Origin of the sequence: Streptomyces sp. NPDC096048, from assembly GCF_044763415.1 — a bacterium.
Classification (GTDB): domain Bacteria; phylum Actinomycetota; class Actinomycetes; order Streptomycetales; family Streptomycetaceae; genus Streptomyces.
Genome location: NZ_JBIWGG010000002.1, coordinates 212,907 through 231,897, shown reverse-complemented (window position 1 = coordinate 231,897; position 18,991 = coordinate 212,907). Strand labels below are relative to the sequence as shown.

12 protein-coding genes are annotated in these 18,991 nt (G+C 72.1%); 9 read left to right on the top strand and 3 right to left on the bottom strand.

The genetic code is table 11. From position 1 onward, the window contains the following. Nucleotides 1–5 precede the first annotated feature (5 nt). From rpmA to ACIQ6R_RS05530, 3 genes are all read left to right on the top strand, one after another. The gene (gene rpmA / locus ACIQ6R_RS05540) at nucleotides 6–260 is read left to right on the top strand and encodes a 50S ribosomal protein L27 (protein WP_003976205.1); all 255 of its coding nucleotides are present in this window, start codon (nucleotides 6–8) and stop codon (nucleotides 258–260) included. Nucleotides 261–370: 110 nt separating this feature from the next. Next, entirely contained in the window at nucleotides 371–1,807 is a 1,437-nt protein-coding gene (gene obgE / locus ACIQ6R_RS05535) for a GTPase ObgE (RefSeq protein ID WP_404177678.1), read from the top strand. 204 nt (nucleotides 1,808–2,011) lie between these two features. Further along, a complete protein-coding gene (locus ACIQ6R_RS05530; protein ID WP_404218919.1) occupies nucleotides 2,012–4,051 on the top strand; it encodes a glycosyltransferase in 2,040 nt (679 codons plus the stop codon). A 75-nt stretch (nucleotides 4,052–4,126) separates the two neighbouring features. On the opposite strand, the gene ACIQ6R_RS05525 is transcribed toward ACIQ6R_RS05530, so the two are convergent. Further along, nucleotides 4,127–7,690 carry a CDP-glycerol glycerophosphotransferase family protein gene (locus ACIQ6R_RS05525; protein ID WP_404218917.1) on the bottom strand — a complete coding sequence of 1,188 codons (3,564 nt, stop codon included), beginning with the start codon at nucleotides 7,688–7,690 and terminating at the stop codon, nucleotides 4,127–4,129. A gap of 23 nt (nucleotides 7,691–7,713) precedes the next feature. Next, the gene (locus ACIQ6R_RS05520; protein WP_404218915.1) at nucleotides 7,714–9,945 is read right to left on the bottom strand and encodes a CDP-glycerol glycerophosphotransferase family protein; all 2,232 of its coding nucleotides are present in this window, start codon (nucleotides 9,943–9,945) and stop codon (nucleotides 7,714–7,716) included. A gap of 344 nt (nucleotides 9,946–10,289) precedes the next feature. Here ACIQ6R_RS05520 and galE point away from each other — a divergent pair, with 344 nt between their 5' ends. Beyond that, nucleotides 10,290–11,261 (top strand): UDP-glucose 4-epimerase GalE, encoded by a 972-nt coding sequence (galE, locus tag ACIQ6R_RS05515; protein WP_404218912.1) that lies wholly within the window; start codon nucleotides 10,290–10,292, stop codon nucleotides 11,259–11,261. Between the two features lie 262 nt (nucleotides 11,262–11,523). On the opposite strand, the gene ACIQ6R_RS05510 is transcribed toward galE, so the two are convergent. Next, entirely contained in the window at nucleotides 11,524–13,566 is a 2,043-nt protein-coding gene (locus ACIQ6R_RS05510) for a hypothetical protein (protein WP_404177693.1), read from the bottom strand. A 341-nt stretch (nucleotides 13,567–13,907) separates the two neighbouring features. Between ACIQ6R_RS05510 and proB the strand changes: the two genes are divergently transcribed. From proB to ACIQ6R_RS05485, 5 genes are all read left to right on the top strand, one after another. Further along, entirely contained in the window at nucleotides 13,908–15,032 is a 1,125-nt protein-coding gene (gene proB, locus ACIQ6R_RS05505; RefSeq protein WP_404177696.1) for a glutamate 5-kinase, read from the top strand. A 144-nt stretch (nucleotides 15,033–15,176) separates the two neighbouring features. Beyond that, complete coding sequence (locus ACIQ6R_RS05500; protein ID WP_404178009.1) at nucleotides 15,177–15,653, top strand: hypothetical protein; 477 nt, start codon at nucleotides 15,177–15,179, stop codon at nucleotides 15,651–15,653. A 109-nt stretch (nucleotides 15,654–15,762) separates the two neighbouring features. Beyond that, nucleotides 15,763–17,049: a glutamate-5-semialdehyde dehydrogenase gene (locus tag ACIQ6R_RS05495; protein ID WP_404177699.1), complete on the top strand. Its 1,287-nt coding sequence runs from the start codon at nucleotides 15,763–15,765 to the stop codon at nucleotides 17,047–17,049. Nucleotides 17,050–17,219: 170 nt separating this feature from the next. After that, complete coding sequence (locus tag ACIQ6R_RS05490; protein WP_404218910.1) at nucleotides 17,220–17,789, top strand: hypothetical protein; 570 nt, start codon at nucleotides 17,220–17,222, stop codon at nucleotides 17,787–17,789. Between the two features lie 85 nt (nucleotides 17,790–17,874). Continuing rightward, complete coding sequence (locus tag ACIQ6R_RS05485; protein ID WP_404218907.1) at nucleotides 17,875–18,945, top strand: hypothetical protein; 1,071 nt, start codon at nucleotides 17,875–17,877, stop codon at nucleotides 18,943–18,945. The last annotated feature ends 46 nt before the right edge of the window (nucleotides 18,946–18,991 follow it).

Here is an 18,991-nt window from a genome sequence, read left to right as displayed (position 1 = left end):
AACAGATGGCACACAAGAAGGGCGCATCGTCCACTCGGAACGGTCGCGACTCCAATGCCCAGCGGCTCGGCGTGAAGCGCTTCGGCGGTCAGGCCGTCAACGCGGGTGAGATCCTGGTCCGCCAGCGCGGCACCCACTTCCACCCGGGCGCCGGCGTCGGCCGTGGCGGCGACGACACGCTGTTCGCGCTGCAGGCCGGTGCGGTGCAGTTCGGCACCCACCGTGGCCGCAAGGTCGTGAACATCGTTCCGGTCGCCTGATCGGAAACTTTCGCGAGGCGGACCTCACTTCCCTCAGGGGAAGCGGGTCCGCCTTTCGCGTGTTACCCAAGAGACATCCCCACAGCAGGCAGTAACTGGAGGCACATCCCATGACCACCTTCGTGGACCGCGTCGAGCTGCACGTCGCCGCGGGTAACGGAGGCCACGGCTGTGCCTCCGTCCACCGTGAGAAGTTCAAGCCGCTCGGCGGCCCGGACGGCGGCAACGGCGGCCGTGGCGGCGACGTGATCCTCACCGTCGACCAGTCGGTGACCACGCTCCTCGACTACCACCACTCCCCGCACCGCAAGGCCACCAACGGCAAGCCCGGCGAGGGCGGCAGCCGCTCCGGCAAGGACGGGCAGGACCTGGTCCTGCCCGTGCCCGACGGCACCGTGGTCCTCGACAAGGCGGGCAACGTCCTGGCCGACCTGGTCGGCCAGGGCACCTCCTACGTCGCCGCGCAGGGCGGCCGGGGCGGTCTCGGCAACGCGGCGCTGGCCTCCGCGCGGCGCAAGGCGCCCGGCTTCGCGCTGCTCGGCGTGCCCGGCGACGTCCAGGACATCCACCTGGAGCTGAAGACCGTCGCCGACGTGGCGCTGGTCGGCTACCCGAGCGCCGGCAAGTCCTCGTTGATCTCCGTACTGAGCGCGGCCAAGCCGAAGATCGCCGACTACCCCTTCACGACGCTCGTCCCGAACCTGGGCGTGGTGACGGCGGGCGCGACCGTCTACACCGTCGCGGACGTGCCCGGTCTGATCCCCGGCGCCAGCCAGGGCAAGGGCCTCGGTCTGGAGTTCCTGCGGCACGTGGAGCGGTGCAGCGTGCTGGTGCACGTGCTGGACACGGCGACGCTGGAGTCCGAGCGCGACCCGGTCACCGACCTGGACATCATCGAGGCGGAGCTGCGCGAGTACGGCGGCCTGGACAACCGGCCCCGGATCGTCGTCCTCAACAAGATCGACGTGCCCGACGGCAAGGATCTCGCCGAGATGGTCCGGCCCGACCTGGAGGCACGCGGCTACCGCGTCTTCGAGGTGTCCGCGGTGGCCCACATGGGCCTGAAGGAGCTGTCCTTCGCGCTGGCCGAGCTGGTGGGCAACGCGCGCGCGGCCCGGCCCAAGGAGGAGGCCACGCGGATCGTCATCCGGCCCAAGGCCGTGGACGACGCCGGCTTCACCGTCACCCGCGAGGAGGACGGCCTGTTCCGGGTGCGCGGCGAGAAGCCCGAACGCTGGGTGCGACAGACCGACTTCAGCAACGACGAGGCCGTCGGCTACCTCGCCGACCGGCTCAACCGCCTCGGTGTCGAGGACCGGCTGATGAAGGCGGGCGCCCGCAACGGCGACGGCGTGGCCATCGGCCCCGAGGACAACGCGGTCGTCTTCGACTGGGAGCCGTCGGTGACGGCCGGCGCCGAGATGCTCGGCCGCCGCGGCGAGGACCACCGCTTCGAGGCACCCCGACCGGCCGCCCAGCGGCGCCGGGAGCGCGATGCCGAACGCGACGAGGCGGAGCGGGAGTTCGACGGTTTCGAGCCGTTCTAGGCTCGGTACCCGGCTTCCCGGGACACGGTCCGGCCCTGCGGGCGGCAGCACGCCGTCCGCAGGGTTACACAGGTGTGTCTGGGCTGTGATCCGCTGTCGAACAGCGATGTGTACGTTGTGAGGAGGATGTGGCCGCAGCTGTGTGGCCAGGGGTGGGAGGACGGACTGACCAGCCGTTTCCCGAAAGCAGAGAGAAGCCGCCAAGTGAAGATCGCATTTCTCGTCCGGGACCTCTGCCACATGGGGGGTGTGGTCAGCGCGACGCAGAACCTAGCGGGGGCGCTGGCCGAGCGGCACGACGTCGAGATCGTGGCCCTGCGCAAGGTGCGCGACGAGTCGTACTTCCCGCTGGACCCGCGCGTCTCCGTCCGGGTGCTCAGCGACATGCGTCCGCACTCGCCGGTCTCCGACGTGGACGACCCGCTGTCCGACAAGTTCCCGCTGATCTACCCGCTCAACGCCGGTGCCAAGACGCCTGTGGTGAGCCGGCTCGCGGAACTGAGGCTCCTGGAGTACCTCGACACCACCGACGCCGACGTGGTCGTCAGCTCCAGCCCGCGGAACACGATCATGCTGGCGCAGGCGCGCGGTGACTACCTGAAGGTCACCCAGGAACACTCGATGCCCGCCATCTACGCCACGGACATCAAGGAACGCCTCTTCCCGGCCTACCGGTCCCTGGACGTCCTCACGGCGCTCACCCCGGAGGAGGTCGCCGCCATCGCCAAGCAGGTGCCCGCGGTCGCCAACCGCCTCGCGGTGATGCCCAACTGCGTGCCCTCCTCCACCATCAGGGCCACCGGCACCAACAAGGTCGTCGTCTCGGCCGGGCACCTGACCGGCAACAAGAACCACGCCCTCCTGATCGAGGCCTTCGCCAAGGTCCACGCCGTCGCCCCGGACTGGACGCTGCGCATCTACGGCCACGGCGCCGAGAAGAACAAGCTGCGCGCCCGCATCGAGGAACTGGGCCTCTCCAACAGCATCCTGCTGATGGGGCAGACCTCGCCGGTCACCCCCGAGTTCGGCAAGGGCTCGATCTTCGTACTGCCCTCCAAGCGGGAGGCGTTCGGCAACGTCGTCGTCGAGGCGATGGCCGCCGGGCTGCCCGTCGTCGCCACGGACGCCGACCACGGGCCGCGCAACATCCTCACCGACGGCGAGGACGGGCTGATCGTCCCGCGCGGCGACGCGGACGCGATGGCCGAGGCGATCCGGAGCCTCGTCCAGGACGACGGCCTGCGGCTGAAGATGGCCGCCGCCGCCGTCCGCAACGCCGAGCGCTTCCACGAGCGGGCGAGCCGCGAACGGTTCGAGGCCATCATCGAGGAGGCCCTCGCCCGCAAGGAGCTGCCCCGCCACGCCACGGCCCGGGTGGACCGCGAGGGCTCCGTCCACGTCGCCGTGGGCGCGCTGCCGCCGAGCGCGGGGCAGGCCGATCTCGTGCTGCGCAAGGGCGCCGCCGCGGCCGGGGAGCACCGCTTCCCGTTCTCCGCCGAGGGTGACGCCGTCGTGCCCTGGGACGCCGGGCTGCCGCACGGTACCTGGGAGCTGACCCTGGCCACCCGCGAAGGCGACCGCGAGGTGGCGCTCGGCACCGACGGCTACGGCTGCGACACCCGGGACCTGCTCGCCGTGGAGCTGCCGCGCCCGCAGGGGCCGTCCCTGGCGGTACTGCTGCCGTACCCGCACGAGGACGGCGGGCTGCGGCTGCGCAGCGCGCTGCGCGACGTCCACGCCGAGGTCGGCCCGGTCAGGGTCGACGAGCGGACCATCGCCGTGCGCGCCGACCTGTGGGGTGCCCAGCCGGCCGCGGGCGCCGTCGTGGAGGCCGTGCACCGCCGGGACAAGGAGCGGATGCTGTCCTTCCCGCTGCGGGACGAGGGCGACGGCCGGGTGGCGGTGGACATCGACTGCGCGGCGCTGGTACGCGAGCACACCGACGCCGACGAGAAGGAAGTCATCTGGGACTTCTCGCTGCGCCCGGCGCCCGGCGCGCCCCGCGTGCAGCTGGCCAAGCTCGCCACCGACGTGCTGGCGCCGATCAACGTGTTCACCTTCCCGCGCCCGGTGATCAGCGAGACCGTGGCGGCGGGGCCGACCGTGCTGACCCGGGCGGTGCGCAAGTCCCGCAGGGCGCTCGGCCAGACGCCCGCGCCGCTGCCGCCCACCCGCCGGCGTACGGAACTGCGGCCCTACTTCACCGCCGCGTGCCAGTTCGCGGTGAAGACCGTACGGCTCTGACCCGCGGTACACCGCGCGAGAGGGCGGGGCCCGGAGGAGACGTTCCTCCGGGCCCCGCCCTCTCGCGTTCGCGGCTCAGCTCTCCCGAGCCTGCTCCAGCATCCGGTCGACGACCCGTGCGGACGCGTTGCCGTCGTCCAGGTCGCAGAACAGGTGGTGGAAGCGGTCGAACCGGTCCTGGTACTCCGCCTGGACCTGGTCGATGTCCCGGATCGCGTCGACCAGCTCCTTGGAGTTGTCGATCAGCGGGCCGGGGGAGTCCTGCTCGAAGTCGAAGTAGAACCCGCGCAGCGTGTCCCGGTAGTGCTCCAGGTCGTACGTGAAGAACAGCATCGGCCGCTTCAGGTGCGCGTAGTCGAACATCACCGACGAGTAGTCCGTGATCATGATGTCCGCCGCGAGGTACAGGTCGGCGATGTCCGGGTACTCCGAGGCGTCCCACACGAACCCGTTGCCCGCGCCCGGCACCGCGTCCACCACGTTGGAGTGGCGGCGGATCAGCAGCACGTGGTCGTCGCCCAGGCGGCGCTGGGCGTCCTCGAGGTCGATGCGCAGGTCGAACAGGTACTGGCCGGCGCTGTGCGACTGGTCGTCCCGCCAGGTCGGCGCGTACAGGACGACCTTCTTGCCCTCGGGCAGACCGAGCGCCTCGCGTACCCGCGCCGCGATCGCGTCCTTGTCGGGCGAGTACAGGTAGTCGTTGCGGGGGTAGCCCGCCTCCTGGATCTCACCGTCGTAGGAGAACGCGCGCTTCAGGATCGGCGTGCTGAAGCGGTTGGAGGAGACGAGCAGGCTCCACTGCTTGGCCTCCAGCGCCAGCTTCTCCTGGTAGCGCCGGTCGAAGTGCAGCGTGTCGATGTCGTGCCCGATCTTCTTCAGCATCGTGCCGTGCCAGGTCTGCACGATGGACTGGCCGGGCCGGCGCTCGATCCAGTCGGGAAGGTGGGCGTTGGTGACGATGTAGCGGCTGGAGGCCAGCGCCTCGTACCACTCCCGGCCCCACATGCGGACCGGCTCGACACCCTCCGGCAGCGCGACCTGGCCGTCGCGGACCGCCCACAGGTGCTTCAGGTCCGAGTCGCGGCGCTTCAGCTCCTCGTACATCGCGCGCGGGCTGTCCGAGAACTGCTTGCCGTTGTAGCTCAGGTAGAAGACCTGGTCCTTCAGCGGCTGCTGGAACAGCGGCTCGTACACCTCCTTGCGCAGCTGACGCTGACGGAACGGGCCGCGCTCCAGGTCGCTCAGCTCGGAGCGGGCGTTGAGCTGCGGGAAGTCGCCCCAGCGGTTCTCCAGCCAGTAGCGGCGGCCGCCGAGTTCGGCCTGGACCGGGAAGGAGTCCGCGGCCAGGCGGTCGACCACGAAGGGCACGTCGGGGGTGCCCTCCTCCTCGGTCCGCAGGAAGAGGTTCCAGCGGCCGGCGCGCAGCGGGACGTCGCCGTTGCCGCCGAGCCGGGAGGGGTCGAAGGCCACCTCGAAGCGGCCGTCCTCCAGCCAGCGGGTCTCGACGAACCGCTCCTCGTAGCGGTTGCGCGGCTTGAGCAGGAAGCGGGAGCCGGCCAGCCGCGGGTCGGCGTGACCGGTGAGGCTGATCCGACCGTCGCGCACGGTGGCGGTGTCGATCACGGCACGGCGGGTGCGGCCGGAGAACTTCAGGAAGCCGGTGTGGCCGGCCACCACGGCGAGCTGGACCAGGTGGGCCTGGCTGCCGAGCGACGCGGGCAGCGGGAACTCGGCGTCGGACAGCCCCTCCTGCATCACGGTGCCGAACCGGCGCTCCTTGCCCTGCGGGTCGGTCGCGACCAGCACCGTGGACCAGGTGCGCTTCTCCGGCTGGGCCTTCTCGTCGACGCCCTCGTGGAAGACGAGCGCCACGTCGGCCACCGGCACCTCGACCGAGAACGCCTGTCCGCCGCCCTCGCGGGTCACGGTGACGGGGTACTCGAGGGTCTCGGCGCCCTTCTGGTTCTTGACCCGCAGGGTCACCTGCTCGTCCGAGGCGAGGGGCTCGCGGATCTCACCGGTGACCTTGACCCGGTCGCCCTCCAGGGCGCGGCCGGTGATCAGGGCGCGGACCTTCTCGATGCGCAGCTTCAGGGCGCCGCGCTCGACGGACGGCAGCAGCCGGAAGTCGGGGCTCAGCCAGTGGTACGGCGGGAAGTTGCAGGACGCGCCGCCGCTGGAGTGGACGGCGTGGCGCCGCACCAGGCCGGAGGAGAAGATGCCGAGGCCCACGTGCCACACGGCCTCCTGCCACTCGCCGCCCTTGCGGAGCCGGGCGGGGTCGATGGTGACCTCCCAGCCGGCCCAGTCGTAGTTGTAGCGGTCCTGGCCGGAGTCGGTGGTGACCTCGGGGCGCGGCACGTTGCGGGCCGGCAGCAGGATGCGGCGGCGGGAGCGGTCCTTGCGCAGCTGGAGCACCTTGACCGAGGCCTTGCGCGACGGCTGCTCGATCTTGTCGATCCAGGCGTTGCCGGACAGCAGGAGCTTGCCCCCGGACCAGCTCACCGCCTGGAGCGGCGCGCGCATGTTCAGGTGCTGGTCGATGCGCAGCGCCCCCTTGGGCAGGTGCAGATCCGCACCCTCCAGGGAGGGGAAGGAGGCGTACTTGCGGACCAGGCCGCTGACCTCGGGGGTCTCCCGGCGGCGCTGGCCGGCCAGCAGGGCGATCAGCTCCTCCATCTGGTGCTTGCGCACCAGCAGCCACTGCACGCGCAGTTCGGCCGGGAGGTCCATGACGACCTTGGGGTCGATGCTGTCGAGGAAGCGGTTCGCCGAGCGCAGGAACTCGGTCCGGTACTCCTCGTCGCCGTCCGGCACCACGTTGAGGAACAGCCGCAGGTCGTCGCGGAGGACGCGGGTGTCGTACTCGCGCTTGAGGCGGGCGTAGGTCTCGCCGGGCTGCTCGGCGAGGAAGGCGCTGATCTCCATCACGGAGGTGACGCGGTCGCGTACGCCGGCCGGGTCGGTGCGGCGCTGCGTGATCGACGGGGCGGACTCGCCCTCGCGCAGCCGCCAGTAGTAGCAGGGCTCCGAGATGACGTCGACGCTCTCGGCCAGGTAGTGGGCCCGCATGGTGACGGGGGTGTCCTCGTACAGCCGGCCCTCGGGGAAGGCGAAGCCGTTCTTCTCCCAGAAGGTGCGGCGGAAGACCTTGTTGCACGCGATGCGGTCGGCGACGAGCTTGGCGTAGCGGGATATGTGGGTGCCCACCCGTGCCTCGCCGGCCAGCATCCGCATCAGCGGGACCTGCCAGGACTTCTCGCCCCTGAGGTGGAAGACGTTGCCCGTGGCGAAGTCCGAGCCGCTCTCGTCGAGGCTGCCGACCATGAGCCGGTAGGCGTCCGGCGGTATCAGGTCGTCGCTGTCGACGAAGGTCAGGAACTCCGACTCCGGCGCCAGGTGGGCCATGCCGGTGTTGCGGGCGGCGCCGAGGCCACCGTTCTCCTTGCGTATGAGCTTGAAGCGCGAGTCGCGGGAGGCGTACTCCTCGGCGATGGCGGCGGAGCCGTCCGGTGAACCGTCGTCCACCATCAGGACCTCGAAGTCGCGGAAGGTCTGAGCCGCGAGCGAGTCCAGACAGGCGGGGAGGTAACGCTCCACGTCGTAGATGGGGACGATGACACTGAGCCGAGGGGCCATGGCTTGGTGATCTCCTTTCGGGGTCAGGCCCGCTCGACCAGTTCGAGCGCCTGGGCGGGGGTCGGGGCGTGAGGGCGTTCGTCGAACGGGACGATGGGCAGCAGGCTCTCTTCACCGAGGAAGACGCGTCGCACGACGCGTTCGGCTGCGTGTCCGTCGTCGAATTCGCAGAAACGCCGGCGGAAGGCGTCCCGGCGCTCGGTCGTGTCCCGGCTGTCGTACTCGCCCGAGGCGAGCAGCCGCAGCAGCTCCGCCTGCGTGGTGGCCACCGCGCCGGGCGGTTCCTGGAGCAGGTCGAAGTAGGTGCCGCGCACCGCCGAGTAGACGTCCCAGTCGGGGACGTAGCTGATGATCGGGCGGTCCAGTACGGCGTAGTCGAACATCGCCGAGGAGTAGTCCGTGATCAGGGCGTCCGCGGCGAGGTACAGCTCCTCCACCCGGGTGTGCCCGGAGACGTCGACGATGCGGCCGGTGCGGCGCAGTTCGGCGACGTGCGGGGAGCTGCCGTAGAAGTAGTGGCCGCGCACCAGCAGGGTCACGTCCGGGCCGAGTTCGTCGGCGAGCCGCGCCAGGTCCAGCGGCGGGGTGAAGCCCGGCTGGTACTCGCGGTGGGTCGGCATGTACAGGAACGCCTTGGCGCCGTCGGCCAGTCCCAGTGCCGCACGCGCCGCGCGCACGTCCTCGGAGGTGGCGTTCACGAGGGCGTCGTTGCGCGGGTAGCCGGTCTCCAGCGTGGTGTAGGAGCAGGGGTAGACCCGCTCCCAGACCACGGTCGAGAACTGGTTGGCGCTGATGCTGAAGTCCCAGCGGTCGCACCGCTCCAGGAGCTTCTCGAAGTCCATGTCGGTGGAGGCCGGGAACTTCTGCTGGTCCAGGCCCATGGTCTTCAGCGGGGTGCCGTGGTGGGTCTGCACATGGACCTGGCCGTCCCGCTTCACCACGGAGTCCGCGAAGTTCACGTTGTTCACGAGGTACTTGGCGCGGGCCAGGGCCGCCCAGTACTCGCGCGAGCCCACCCGCACGACCCGCACGCCCTTGGGCACCTGGGCCGCGTTCTCCGCGCGGACCGCCCACACGCGGCGCATGTGCGGGGCCAGCCGGGCCAGTTCGGCGTCGATGGCGGCCGGGTTGCAGGAGACGCTGCGGCTCCAGTAGGCGGAGAACAGCACCAGGTTGTCGTCCAGCGGCAGCCTGAGCTGGGACTGGTAGAAGGCGCCCATCGCGCTGCGCTTGGACCGGTTGAGCGCGGTACGGGTGCGGGTCTTGACCCGCTGGCGGAACTTCACCGCCGCCAGCGCGCTCACCATGGTCGTGTACGCGTCACGCTCCAGCATCCCGTACTTGTGCCCGCGACCGCCGGCCGGCCGCGTGAACCCCTTGGGCAGGCGGGCGCGGTAGTCGGCCGAGGCGCGGTGGAAGAACTCCGCCCGCGCGTCCTGCGGCAGGCGGCCCGGGCGCTCCAGAACGGTCAGGTAGTGGTCGGCCATCTTGCGGAACAACGGGCCGCGCCACTCGGCGAGTTCCTCGTGCGCGTCGAGGTAGTCGAAGACCCGCTGGTACTGGTCGAAGACGTCGAAGTGCTTGCGGCTGACCGTCTTGAGGATGTTGCCGCCCTCGCGGCGCTGCCGGTAGCGCACGCAGACCCGGTCCAGTACGGCGATCCGCTCGGCGCTGATCAGGGAGCAGAACGTCCAGGGGGCGTCCTCGTAGTACCCGGGCGGGAAGGTGAGCCCGGTCCGGGCGACGAAGTCGCGCCGGTAGGCCTTGTTCCAGACGATCTGCAGCAGGTCGAGCAGCTTGGGGCGCTCGGCGAGGGAGAAGACGTCCGGGCCGTCCTCCCTGAGGAGATCGGCCCGCAGGTTCGGGCGGACCCTGCCGTCCCAGTAGGTGCGGGCGTAGTCGAAGACCAGAATCTCGGGATTGTCCGTGGCGTCGAGCCGGTCGCAAATGGCCGACAAGGCACCGTCGGACAACGTGTCGTCACTGTCCAGGAACAACACGTAATCGCCCGTGGCCTTTTCCAGTCCCGCGTTGCGCGCACGCCCCAGGCCCACGTTTTCCGTGAGGTGAATCACATGAATCCGGGAGTCCCGTTTCGCGTACTCGTCGAGAATGGCCCCTGACCCGTCCGGCGAACAGTCGTCGACCGCGATGATCTCGAAGTCCGCGCAGTCCTGACCGAGTACGGAGTCGAGGCACTCGGGCAGATAGCCCTGCACCTTGTACACGGGGACCACGAGAGAGAGTTTGGGCATCCTTACAACCTGTTCCGAGAACTGACCACGGGACCGCGGACTGGGACCGGAACGCGTTCCGGGCGTCGTTGGGGCCTGGAGCGCGCCGCCGCATCAGCGTAAAGGATTCACGCGGAGTTTCCGCTGGCACGGTAGTCGGACCGTCTGTGCCCTGTCACAGCGGGAAATGGCCGGGACGGGAGGCCCGAATCCATCGCTTCGAAGCGGCTGGAGAACTTCCTCACATTCGGCCCCCCTGTCCTCTTTATTGACTTCCGTCGCCTTCCGCCCCATGTGCCCGACTCGATTTTCCGAGGCGCACGGACGAGTCTGCACCCAGTGACGAAGACCTGGGAGGCATGAGGATGAGCTGGCTGGTCACGGGCGGAGCCGGGTACATCGGTGCGCATGTGGTGCGTGCCCTGGCCGACGGCGGTGAACGCGTGGTCGTCTACGACGATCTGTCCACCGGCAGCACCGACCGCGTGCCCGACGGGGTGCCGCTGGTCGTCGGCAGCGTGCTGGACCGGGCGGCACTGGAGGACGCGATTCGTGACCATGCTGTGACAGGTGTGGTGCACATCGCGGCCAAGAAACAGGTCGGGGAGTCGGTGGAGCTGCCGCTCCACTACTACCGGGAGAACGTGACGGGCCTGGCGACCCTCCTGGAGGCCATGACGTCGACCGGCGTCGGCCGCCTCGTCTTCTCCTCCTCCGCCGCCGTCTACGGCATGCCCGATGTGGACCTCGTCACGGAGGACACCCCCTGCCTGCCGATGAGCCCCTACGGCGAGACCAAGCTGATCGGCGAGTGGCTGATCAACGCCGCCGCCCGGGCCCACGGCATCCGCGCCGCGTCCCTGCGCTACTTCAACGTCGCGGGCGCGGCCGCCCCCGAGCTGGCCGACTCCGGCGTCTTCAACCTCATCCCCATGGTCTTCGAGCGCCTGGAGGCGGGCGACGCCCCGCGCGTCTTCGGCGACGACTACGCGACGCCGGACGGCACCTGCGTACGGGACTACATCCACGTGAAGGACATCGCCTCCGCCCACCTCGCGGCGGCCCGGCGCTTGACGGACGCCCCCGAGGGCACGTCGCTCATCCTCAACATCGGGCGCGGTGAGGGCAGTTCGGTCCAGGAGATGGTGGACCGCATCCTCAAGGTCACCGGCAGGCAGGACGTCGCCCCGCACGTGACCGAACGCCGCCCCGGCGACCCGGCCCGTGTGGTCGCCTCCGCCGACCGCGCCCACGCGGAACTCGGCTGGTCGGCCGGCCACGACCTGGACGACACGATCGAGTCCGCCTGGCAGGGCTGGCGCCACCACCACGGCTGACGTCCGTCGGTTCCGCACCCCGGGTCGGGCCGGGTGAGGTGACGGGGGCGCGGTGTGCGGGGCGCGGGGGCCGACGTGACCGCCCGCGGTGTCCGTCCGGTGGCGAACGGGGCAGGGCACGAGGCGCGCCCCGCGTGCCCCTTCCGGCGCGGGCTGGGCGTTCGGCGCCTGCGGGCGCCCGCGCCCCCCTGCCTCCGGGAGCCTGCCCCGGCGGACCAGGTCCCGCCTGGATCAGGTCCCGCCTGGATCAGGTCCCGCGTGATCAGGTCCCGACGTGGGGCCCGCCGCGGCTGCCCGCGGGCAGTGGCGTGGGCTGCTGTCGTGGGCCGGGGAGTGCCAGTTCCGTGGCGAGGCGCTCCGCCCGCCGCGTCCGGTGCTGCCCCGCCGCCGCGCACAGCGCCCCCACCGCCTCGGCGAAGCGCTCCTGGGACGGTGGCTCGGCCGGCCCCAGCAGGCGCAGGGCCAGCGCGGCGCGCGCCTCGGCCAGCTCGTCGCGTTCCGGGTGCCGGACCGCGTCCAGCAGTTCCGGCACCCCGGCCGCGTCCGGCGTCAGCACGGTCGCCGCCGCCACCGTCGGGAACGACTTGCGGAACCCGTCCTCGGCCAGCCCGCTGGTGTTGGCCACCGCGTACGGCTTGCCGCTCGCCAGGAAGTCGCTGATCACGCTCGACACGTCGCTGATGAGCAGGTCGGCCCGGTTGAAGCAGGCGTACAGCGGCGGCCGGGCGTCCGTGACGACCCGGTGCTCCCACTCCGGCAGCGAGGCCCAGTACGCCTCCTCCCAGGCCGCCGTCGCCCGCGTCACCTCCCCGGCCCGCCCGGGCTCCGGCGCGGACCGGCGCAGCATCCGCTCCGCCTGATCGGCGCCCGACCGGAAACCCGCGGCGGTGAGCCGGTCCAGCTCCGCCGTCCGCCGGGCCAGCTCAGCGGCCGCCGACGCCCCCGGCCGGGGCCCGCTCCGCTCCCGGTTCGCCGCCCGCACCAGCTCCCGGATCCGCAGATCGGCGGCCCCGGCCCGCGGATCCACCGATCCCGTCAGCGGATGCGGCTTGTACAGCAACCGCACCCCCGGGTCCGCGAGCAGCGCCCGTACGAGGTTCTCGCCGGCCTCGACCACCGACGTGTTGCCGGGGTTGCCGTCCCAGCCCTCCCACGTCGGCGCGTACAGGACGGTTGTGAACGCCCCCGGGGCGGGCGGTCCCGCGTACGGCCGTACGGCTTCCAGCTGCGGGCGGCCGATCTCCACCACGTCCTTGTCCTCGACGCCGACCTCCGCCAGCGCGTACCGCTCGCGCGCCGCCGGACCGGCCACCCACACCTCGTCGTACGCCTTCGCGTACGGGTTGCACGAGGACAGCTTGTCGCTCTCCCCGTGGTTGACGAAGGCGTGCTTGATCGTGGGGATGCGCAGGACCTGCGAGGTCTTCCCGGAGTTGGAGGGGTGCAGGAGGACCCGGAGCGTGGAGTGCTCCAGACGCATCAGCGTGGACACCTTCGGCAGACACACGACGGGGATGTCCGTCGCCGCGATCCGCTGCACCATGAACCGCTCCCGCAGCACGATCACCGGCCGCCCCTCCAGCCGCGCGAGAGGCTCCAGCCACATGTTGGCCTGGTAGGCCGAGGACGCTCCGCCCGAGAAGTACAGGCCGACGGTGGGCCGGTACTCCGCGAGCCACGCCTCGAACCAGTCGAGCACCTCCTGCTCGCCCGCCGGCCGGCGCCCCGGCAGCAGCCGCAGCAGCAGCGCGCCGAGGCCGCCCACCGCCACCGACAGGGACAACGCGAGGCCGGCCGCGCCGTACACCGGCGCGTCGGTGGCCGCCGTGGCCAGCAGCCCCGCCGTCGCCGGCAGCCCGAAGGCCGCCAGCCGGTGCCCGGGGCGGCGCAGCAGCACCGGGGGCGCCGGGGTCAGCCGCAGCGCGGAGGTGTCGATGTTCCGGGTCACCACGGGCAGCGTCCGAGTGCGCCGGACCAGCACGGACACCGCCTGGATCGCCCAGTGCAGCCCGTAGAAGGCGAGCAGCCCGGCGACGAGGGGGGCGTACACCGTCTCCCGGTGCTGCTCGCCGAGCCGCAGCAGGCCCACCACGAGCAGCAGGTCCCGCAGCACGTGCCGCACCGTGACGTCGGCGTGCGACTTGGCGAACAGCGACACCATGCCCCGCTGCCAGCGGTACAGCACCGCCTCGGCGGCCAGTGAACCGGCGGTCGCGGCCAGCAGCAGCGGCACGTGCGGCAGCAGCGCCCCCACGGCCTGCGCGGCGAAGGCGGCCGCCAGCACACCGAGGACGAGCAGCTTCACGACGGTCCGCCGGCGGGGGAGCGCGAGGCGGGGGAGACACGGGCGAGGGAGGGTGAACCGGACGGGGCCCCTGCGGGGAGCCGGGCGGCGGGGAAGACTGCGGCGGGGCAGGGATAGGGGCACTGCGGTCGCTCCAGGCTTGCTCGTCGCGCATCGGACATCCGGGTTAACGGCGGCCGACCTCCGGACGACACGCGCGTGTTGACGGCCCCTCGACGCGGTGGGCGCCGCCGCCCCTGTCCGCAGCCTGGACCGCGGCGCGGGACGTGCCCCCGTTCGCGTAGATTGCCTGGCGAGCGCCCGGATCGGCGCGCGTCGACGGGAGAGGGCGGACGGCAACAGTGGCTGGGGCAAGGCAGGCCGTGGGCGAGGCCCGCAGGATCGTCGTCAAGGTCGGTTCCTCCTCGCTGACCACCGCGGCGGGCGGCCTGGACGCCGACCGGGTCGACGCGCTCGTCGACGTCCTGGCCAAGGTGCGGGGCGCGGACAAGGAGGTCGTCCTCGTCTCCTCCGGCGCCATCGCCGCCGGGCTCGCCCCGCTGGGCCTGCGCCGCCGTCCCAGGGACCTGGCCCGCCAGCAGGCCGCCGCCAGTGTCGGCCAGGGCCTGCTGGTCGCCCGCTACACCGCCTCCTTCGCCCGCTACGGCGTCCGCGTCGGCCAGGTGCTGCTGACCAGCGACGACATGAGCCGCCGCGCCCACCACCGCAACGCCTCCCGCACCCTCGACAAGCTGCTGGCGATGGGCGCGCTCCCCATCGTCAACGAGAACGACACCGTCGCCACCGACGAGATCCGCTTCGGCGACAACGACCGGCTCGCCGCCCTCGTCGCCCACCTGGTCCGCGCCGACCTGCTGGTGCTGCTGTCCGACGTGGACGGCGTGTACGACGGCGACCCGAGCAGGCCGGGCACCTCGCGGCTGGCGGAGGTGCGGGAGACCGCCGACCTCGCGGGCGTCGACATGGGCAGCGCGGGCAAGGCGGGCGTCGGCACCGGCGGCATGGTCACCAAGGTCGAGGCGGCCCGGATCGCCGCCGCCGCCGGCATCTCCGTGGTGCTGACCAGCGCGGTCCACGCGGCCGACGCCCTGGCCGGCAAGGACACCGGCACCTACTTCCACACCACCGGCAAGCGCTCCGCCGACCGGCTGCTGTGGCTCCAGCACGCCTCCACCCCGCAGGGGGCGCTCGTCCTCGACGACGGGGCGGTGCGCGCGGTCGTCGAGGGCCGCAAGTCGCTGCTGCCGGCCGGGATCGCCGGCGTCGAGGGCGACTTCGCCGCGGGTGATCCCGTCGAGCTGCGGGACGGCGCGGGGCGCCCGGTGGCCCGGGGGCTCGTCAGCTTCGACGCCAAGGAGCTTCCCCGGCTGCTCGGCCGCTCCACCCGGGAACTGGCGCGGGAACTCGGACCGGCGTACGAACGCGAGGTCGTACACAGGGACGATCTGGTGATCCTGCACCCGTAATGGGTCGAAACGTCCCCGAATCGGTGGTGGACGTTCCGCAAAACAGCCCCGCGATCTTGCGCGGCCTGCTCAACTTTCCTCAGGGACAAGCCCGGCCGACCACCGGGCCGAGCCGTGTGCGTGAAGGAGGCCGTCGTGAGCGGAGTGCGCCCTGGAACGGCGGCGTCCCGCGGCCGCCCCGGCAGCGGCTCCCGCAACGCGTCCCGCGCGGCCGGCGAGGAGCGCGCCCTGACCAGCGTCGCGGCCGGCGACCGGTTCCGGGGCGAAGAGCCCGAGCACACCCCCCGCCTGTGGCACGTCACCCTCAGCGTCTCCGGCGCCCGGGCCCCGCTCACCGAGGTCCGGCGCGCCCTCGAGCAGCTCGCCCACGACCACCCCTTCCTGCTGACCAGCCGGTACGCCGACGACCACGCGGAGATCCGGTACTGGGAGGAGGCCCGCGACCTGCACGACGCCGCCGCCGTCGCCCTGCGCCTGTGGGGCGAGCACCGGCAGACCGCGGGGCTGCCGCCCTGGGAGATCGTCGGCCTGGAGGTCATCGACCGGGCGACCTACCACCAGCGCATCGCCGCGGGGTACGGACCGGCCCCGGCGACACCGGTCGGGGTGCACCCCTTTTAGCCGCCACCCCTTTTGGTCCGGAGTTCACCCTCTTTGTTGCCGTCCGGGCCGTGTCTCGGGGTTTGGGACGACCGGTGAACGGCCCCGTCCGGCCTACTACGCTTTCCCCATGACCACGCTCTCGCCGTACGACTCGATGTCCCCGGTCACCCGGGCCGCCTACCGGGCCAAGTCCGCCGCGGCCGACCTCGCGCCGCTGCCGCGGGCGGCGAAGGACGACGCGCTGCTCGCCGTGGCGGACGCGCTGGAGGTCCGTACGAGCGAGATCGTCGAGGCCAACGCCCAGGACGTGGCCAAGGCCCGCGCCGCCGGGACCAGCGAGGCCATCATCGACCGGCTCACCCTGACCCCGGAGCGCGTCCGCGCCATCGCCTCGGACGTACGCGACGTCGTCGCGCTGCCCGACCCGGTCGGCGAGGTCGTGCGCGGCTCCACCCTCCCCAACGGCATCGACCTGCGTCAGGTCCGCGTGCCGCTCGGCGTGGTCGGCATCATCTACGAGGGCCGGCCCAACGTGACGGTCGACGCCGCCGCCCTGTGCCTGAAGTCCGGCAACGCCGTCCTGCTGCGCGGCTCCTCCTCCGCCTACCAGTCCAACACCGCCCTCGTCCGGGTCGTCCGCGACGCCGTGGGCGGGGCCGGGCTGCCCGCCGACGCCGTGCAGCTGGTGCCCGGCGAGAGCCGCGAGAGCGTGCGCGAGCTGATGCGGGCCCGCGGCCTGGTCGACGTGCTCATCCCGCGCGGCGGCGCCTCGCTGATCAACACGGTCGTCCAGGAGTCCACCGTCCCCGTCATCGAGACCGGCACCGGCAACTGCCACGTCTACGTCGACGCGCGGGCCGACCTCGACATGGCCGTCGACATCCTGATCAACTCCAAGGCGCAGCGCGTGAGCGTCTGCAACGCCGCCGAGACCCTCCTGGTCCATCAGGACATCGCCGCCGACTTCCTGCCCCGCGCGCTGGACGCCCTCGCGGAGGCCGGGGTCACCGTGCACGCCGACGAGCGGGTGATGGCGTACGCCGCGGACTCCAAGGTGACGGCCGTCGAGGCCACGCCGGAGGACTGGGAGACGGAGTACCTGTCGTACGACATCGCCGCGGCGGTCGTCGACTCGCTCGACAGGGCCGTCGAGCACATCCGGCTGTGGACCTCCGGCCACACCGAGGCCATCGTGACGACCTCGCAGCAGGCCGCCCGCCGCTTCACCCAGCTGGTCGACTCCACGACGGTGGCGGTGAACACGTCCACCCGTTTCACCGACGGCGGCCAGTTCGGTTTCGGTGCCGAGATCGGTATCTCCACGCAGAAGCTGCACGCCCGTGGCCCGATGGGGCTGCCGGAGCTGACCAGCACCAAGTACATCGTCACCGGTGACGGGCACGTGCGGCGCTGATGTGAGGGGCGCGCGCCGAGGGGGCGGGGCGCGCGCCGCGGTGCACGCCGGGGCATATGCGAACGGCACGCTTCCCCGGCCGCGCCCCTGAACCGATCGGGGCATCTCGCCCACCGGATGAATTTCCCCGCCGTCTGCCCAAATCGACCCACCAGGTCTACTCTGGACCCGTGCCGGAGGACGTGGGGGGTAGGCCGTTCCCTGACGGCTGGGAGCCCGACGACGATCACGACCGCGGGGTGTCGGACGAAGAGTTCGCCTCCGTGGTCTTCGACGAGGCCTTCGTACAGGCGGCCGCGGTGCACGAGCCGACCGCCGTCGAACGCCTCCTGGCCGCCGCCCAGGCCAGAGCCGAGGCCACCGAGGCGGAAGCGGCCCGCCGAGGCCGCGGCCGGGCCGAGCGCTTCGACGACGGGTACGGCGATTTCGGCCATGATCCCGACCTCGACGACCCGGACGACGACCGCGACCCGCTCGACCGCCCCTACGGCGCTCCCGCGGCGTACGGCAGACAGGTGCGCTGGCACCGGCCCGTCGCCTGGGCGCTCGCCCTGGTGATGGGCATCGGCATGGTCGCGCTGGCCTTCGTGGCCGTCTACCGGGGCGCGTCCTCGGGCGGCGGCACGCAGCGGGTGCCGCCACCCGCCTCGACCGGCCCCGAGCAGGGCGGCACCGTGACCCCCTCGGCCTCCGCCGACTACTCCCAGCCGGCCGTCTCGGTGATCCCGCGCAGCCCCTGACCTGCCGTCCTGCCGTCGGGAACCTGGCCCAACTTGACCTGCACCGGCGCGTTTACGCGACCTTCCGCAGACCTACCCTGAAGGTATGGCAGGGCTTGGCGATCCGCCCGGAGGAACGCCCGAGGGCGCGTCCGGAGGCGGTGAGGAAGAGTACCGATCCGTCGTCTTCGACGAGTCGTTCGTCCGCGCTGCCCGCCTTCAGGAGTTCTCCGCCCAGGAGCGCCTGACCGACCACGCGCCCGCGGTACGCCGCCGCACACCGCTGCGCCGGGCCGGACTGTCCCGTCAGGCGCTGGTCCTCGTCATGCTGATCGCGGTCGCCTTCGGCACCGCCATCTACATGGGCGTACGGCACCCGTACCCGAGCGCCGACGCGCAGCGGGCCGCGGAGCCGGTGCGCATGACCGTCGTCCCGCTCGCCCCCGAGGGCAGGGTGCCCGGCGCCGACGACGCCGTGCACCTGTACGAACACAGCCCCGCGGCGCACTTCCGGACCGCGGCCGAGGGTGTCCCGCTGCCGGGGGCCCGGCGCACCGCGCACTTCTCGGACGACCAGGTGCTGAACGCGCTGACCACCGCCAAGAACTACATCGTCCGCTCGGCACTCGACCCGGACGTGCTCGGCGGCGGAGAGGTCCGCTCGGTGCGGGTGCTGCTGGACCCGGCCCAGCTCGACCAGTTCGACAGGAGCTTCGAGAGGCCCGTCGCGGACGGCCGGCACGCGCCCACCGGATGGCTGGTGCGCTTCGACCCGGCCCGGGCCGAGCTGGCCGACGCCGAGATCAGGGTGCACGGCAGCCTGCGGGCCGTGGAGAGCGACGCGTCCACGCTGGAGGTCACCGCCGACCACACCATGGTGTACCCGCTGCGGCCCGCCGGCGACGAGGGGGCCGAGGCGTCGCTGTTCACCGTCCGGCGCGAGCTGCACTTCCGCTTCGACCGGGACGACCTGCGGCTGCACCAGACACAGCTCGTCGCCGCCTACGTCCAGGCCGGGCCGCTCTCCTGTGCCGAGGGCTCGGCGAACCACCTCCGCCCGCTGCTCGCGGGCCAGGCGGCCGGGACCGGCGCCCCCGCCGGCACCGACCCGTACACCACGGACAACGCCACGGCCCTGTGCGGCACCCTCGCGGCCGACGCCCAGCCGAGGGTGTGAGCAGCGGGGCGCCGCCCTGAGCAGCGGGGGAGCGCCCCGAGCAGAG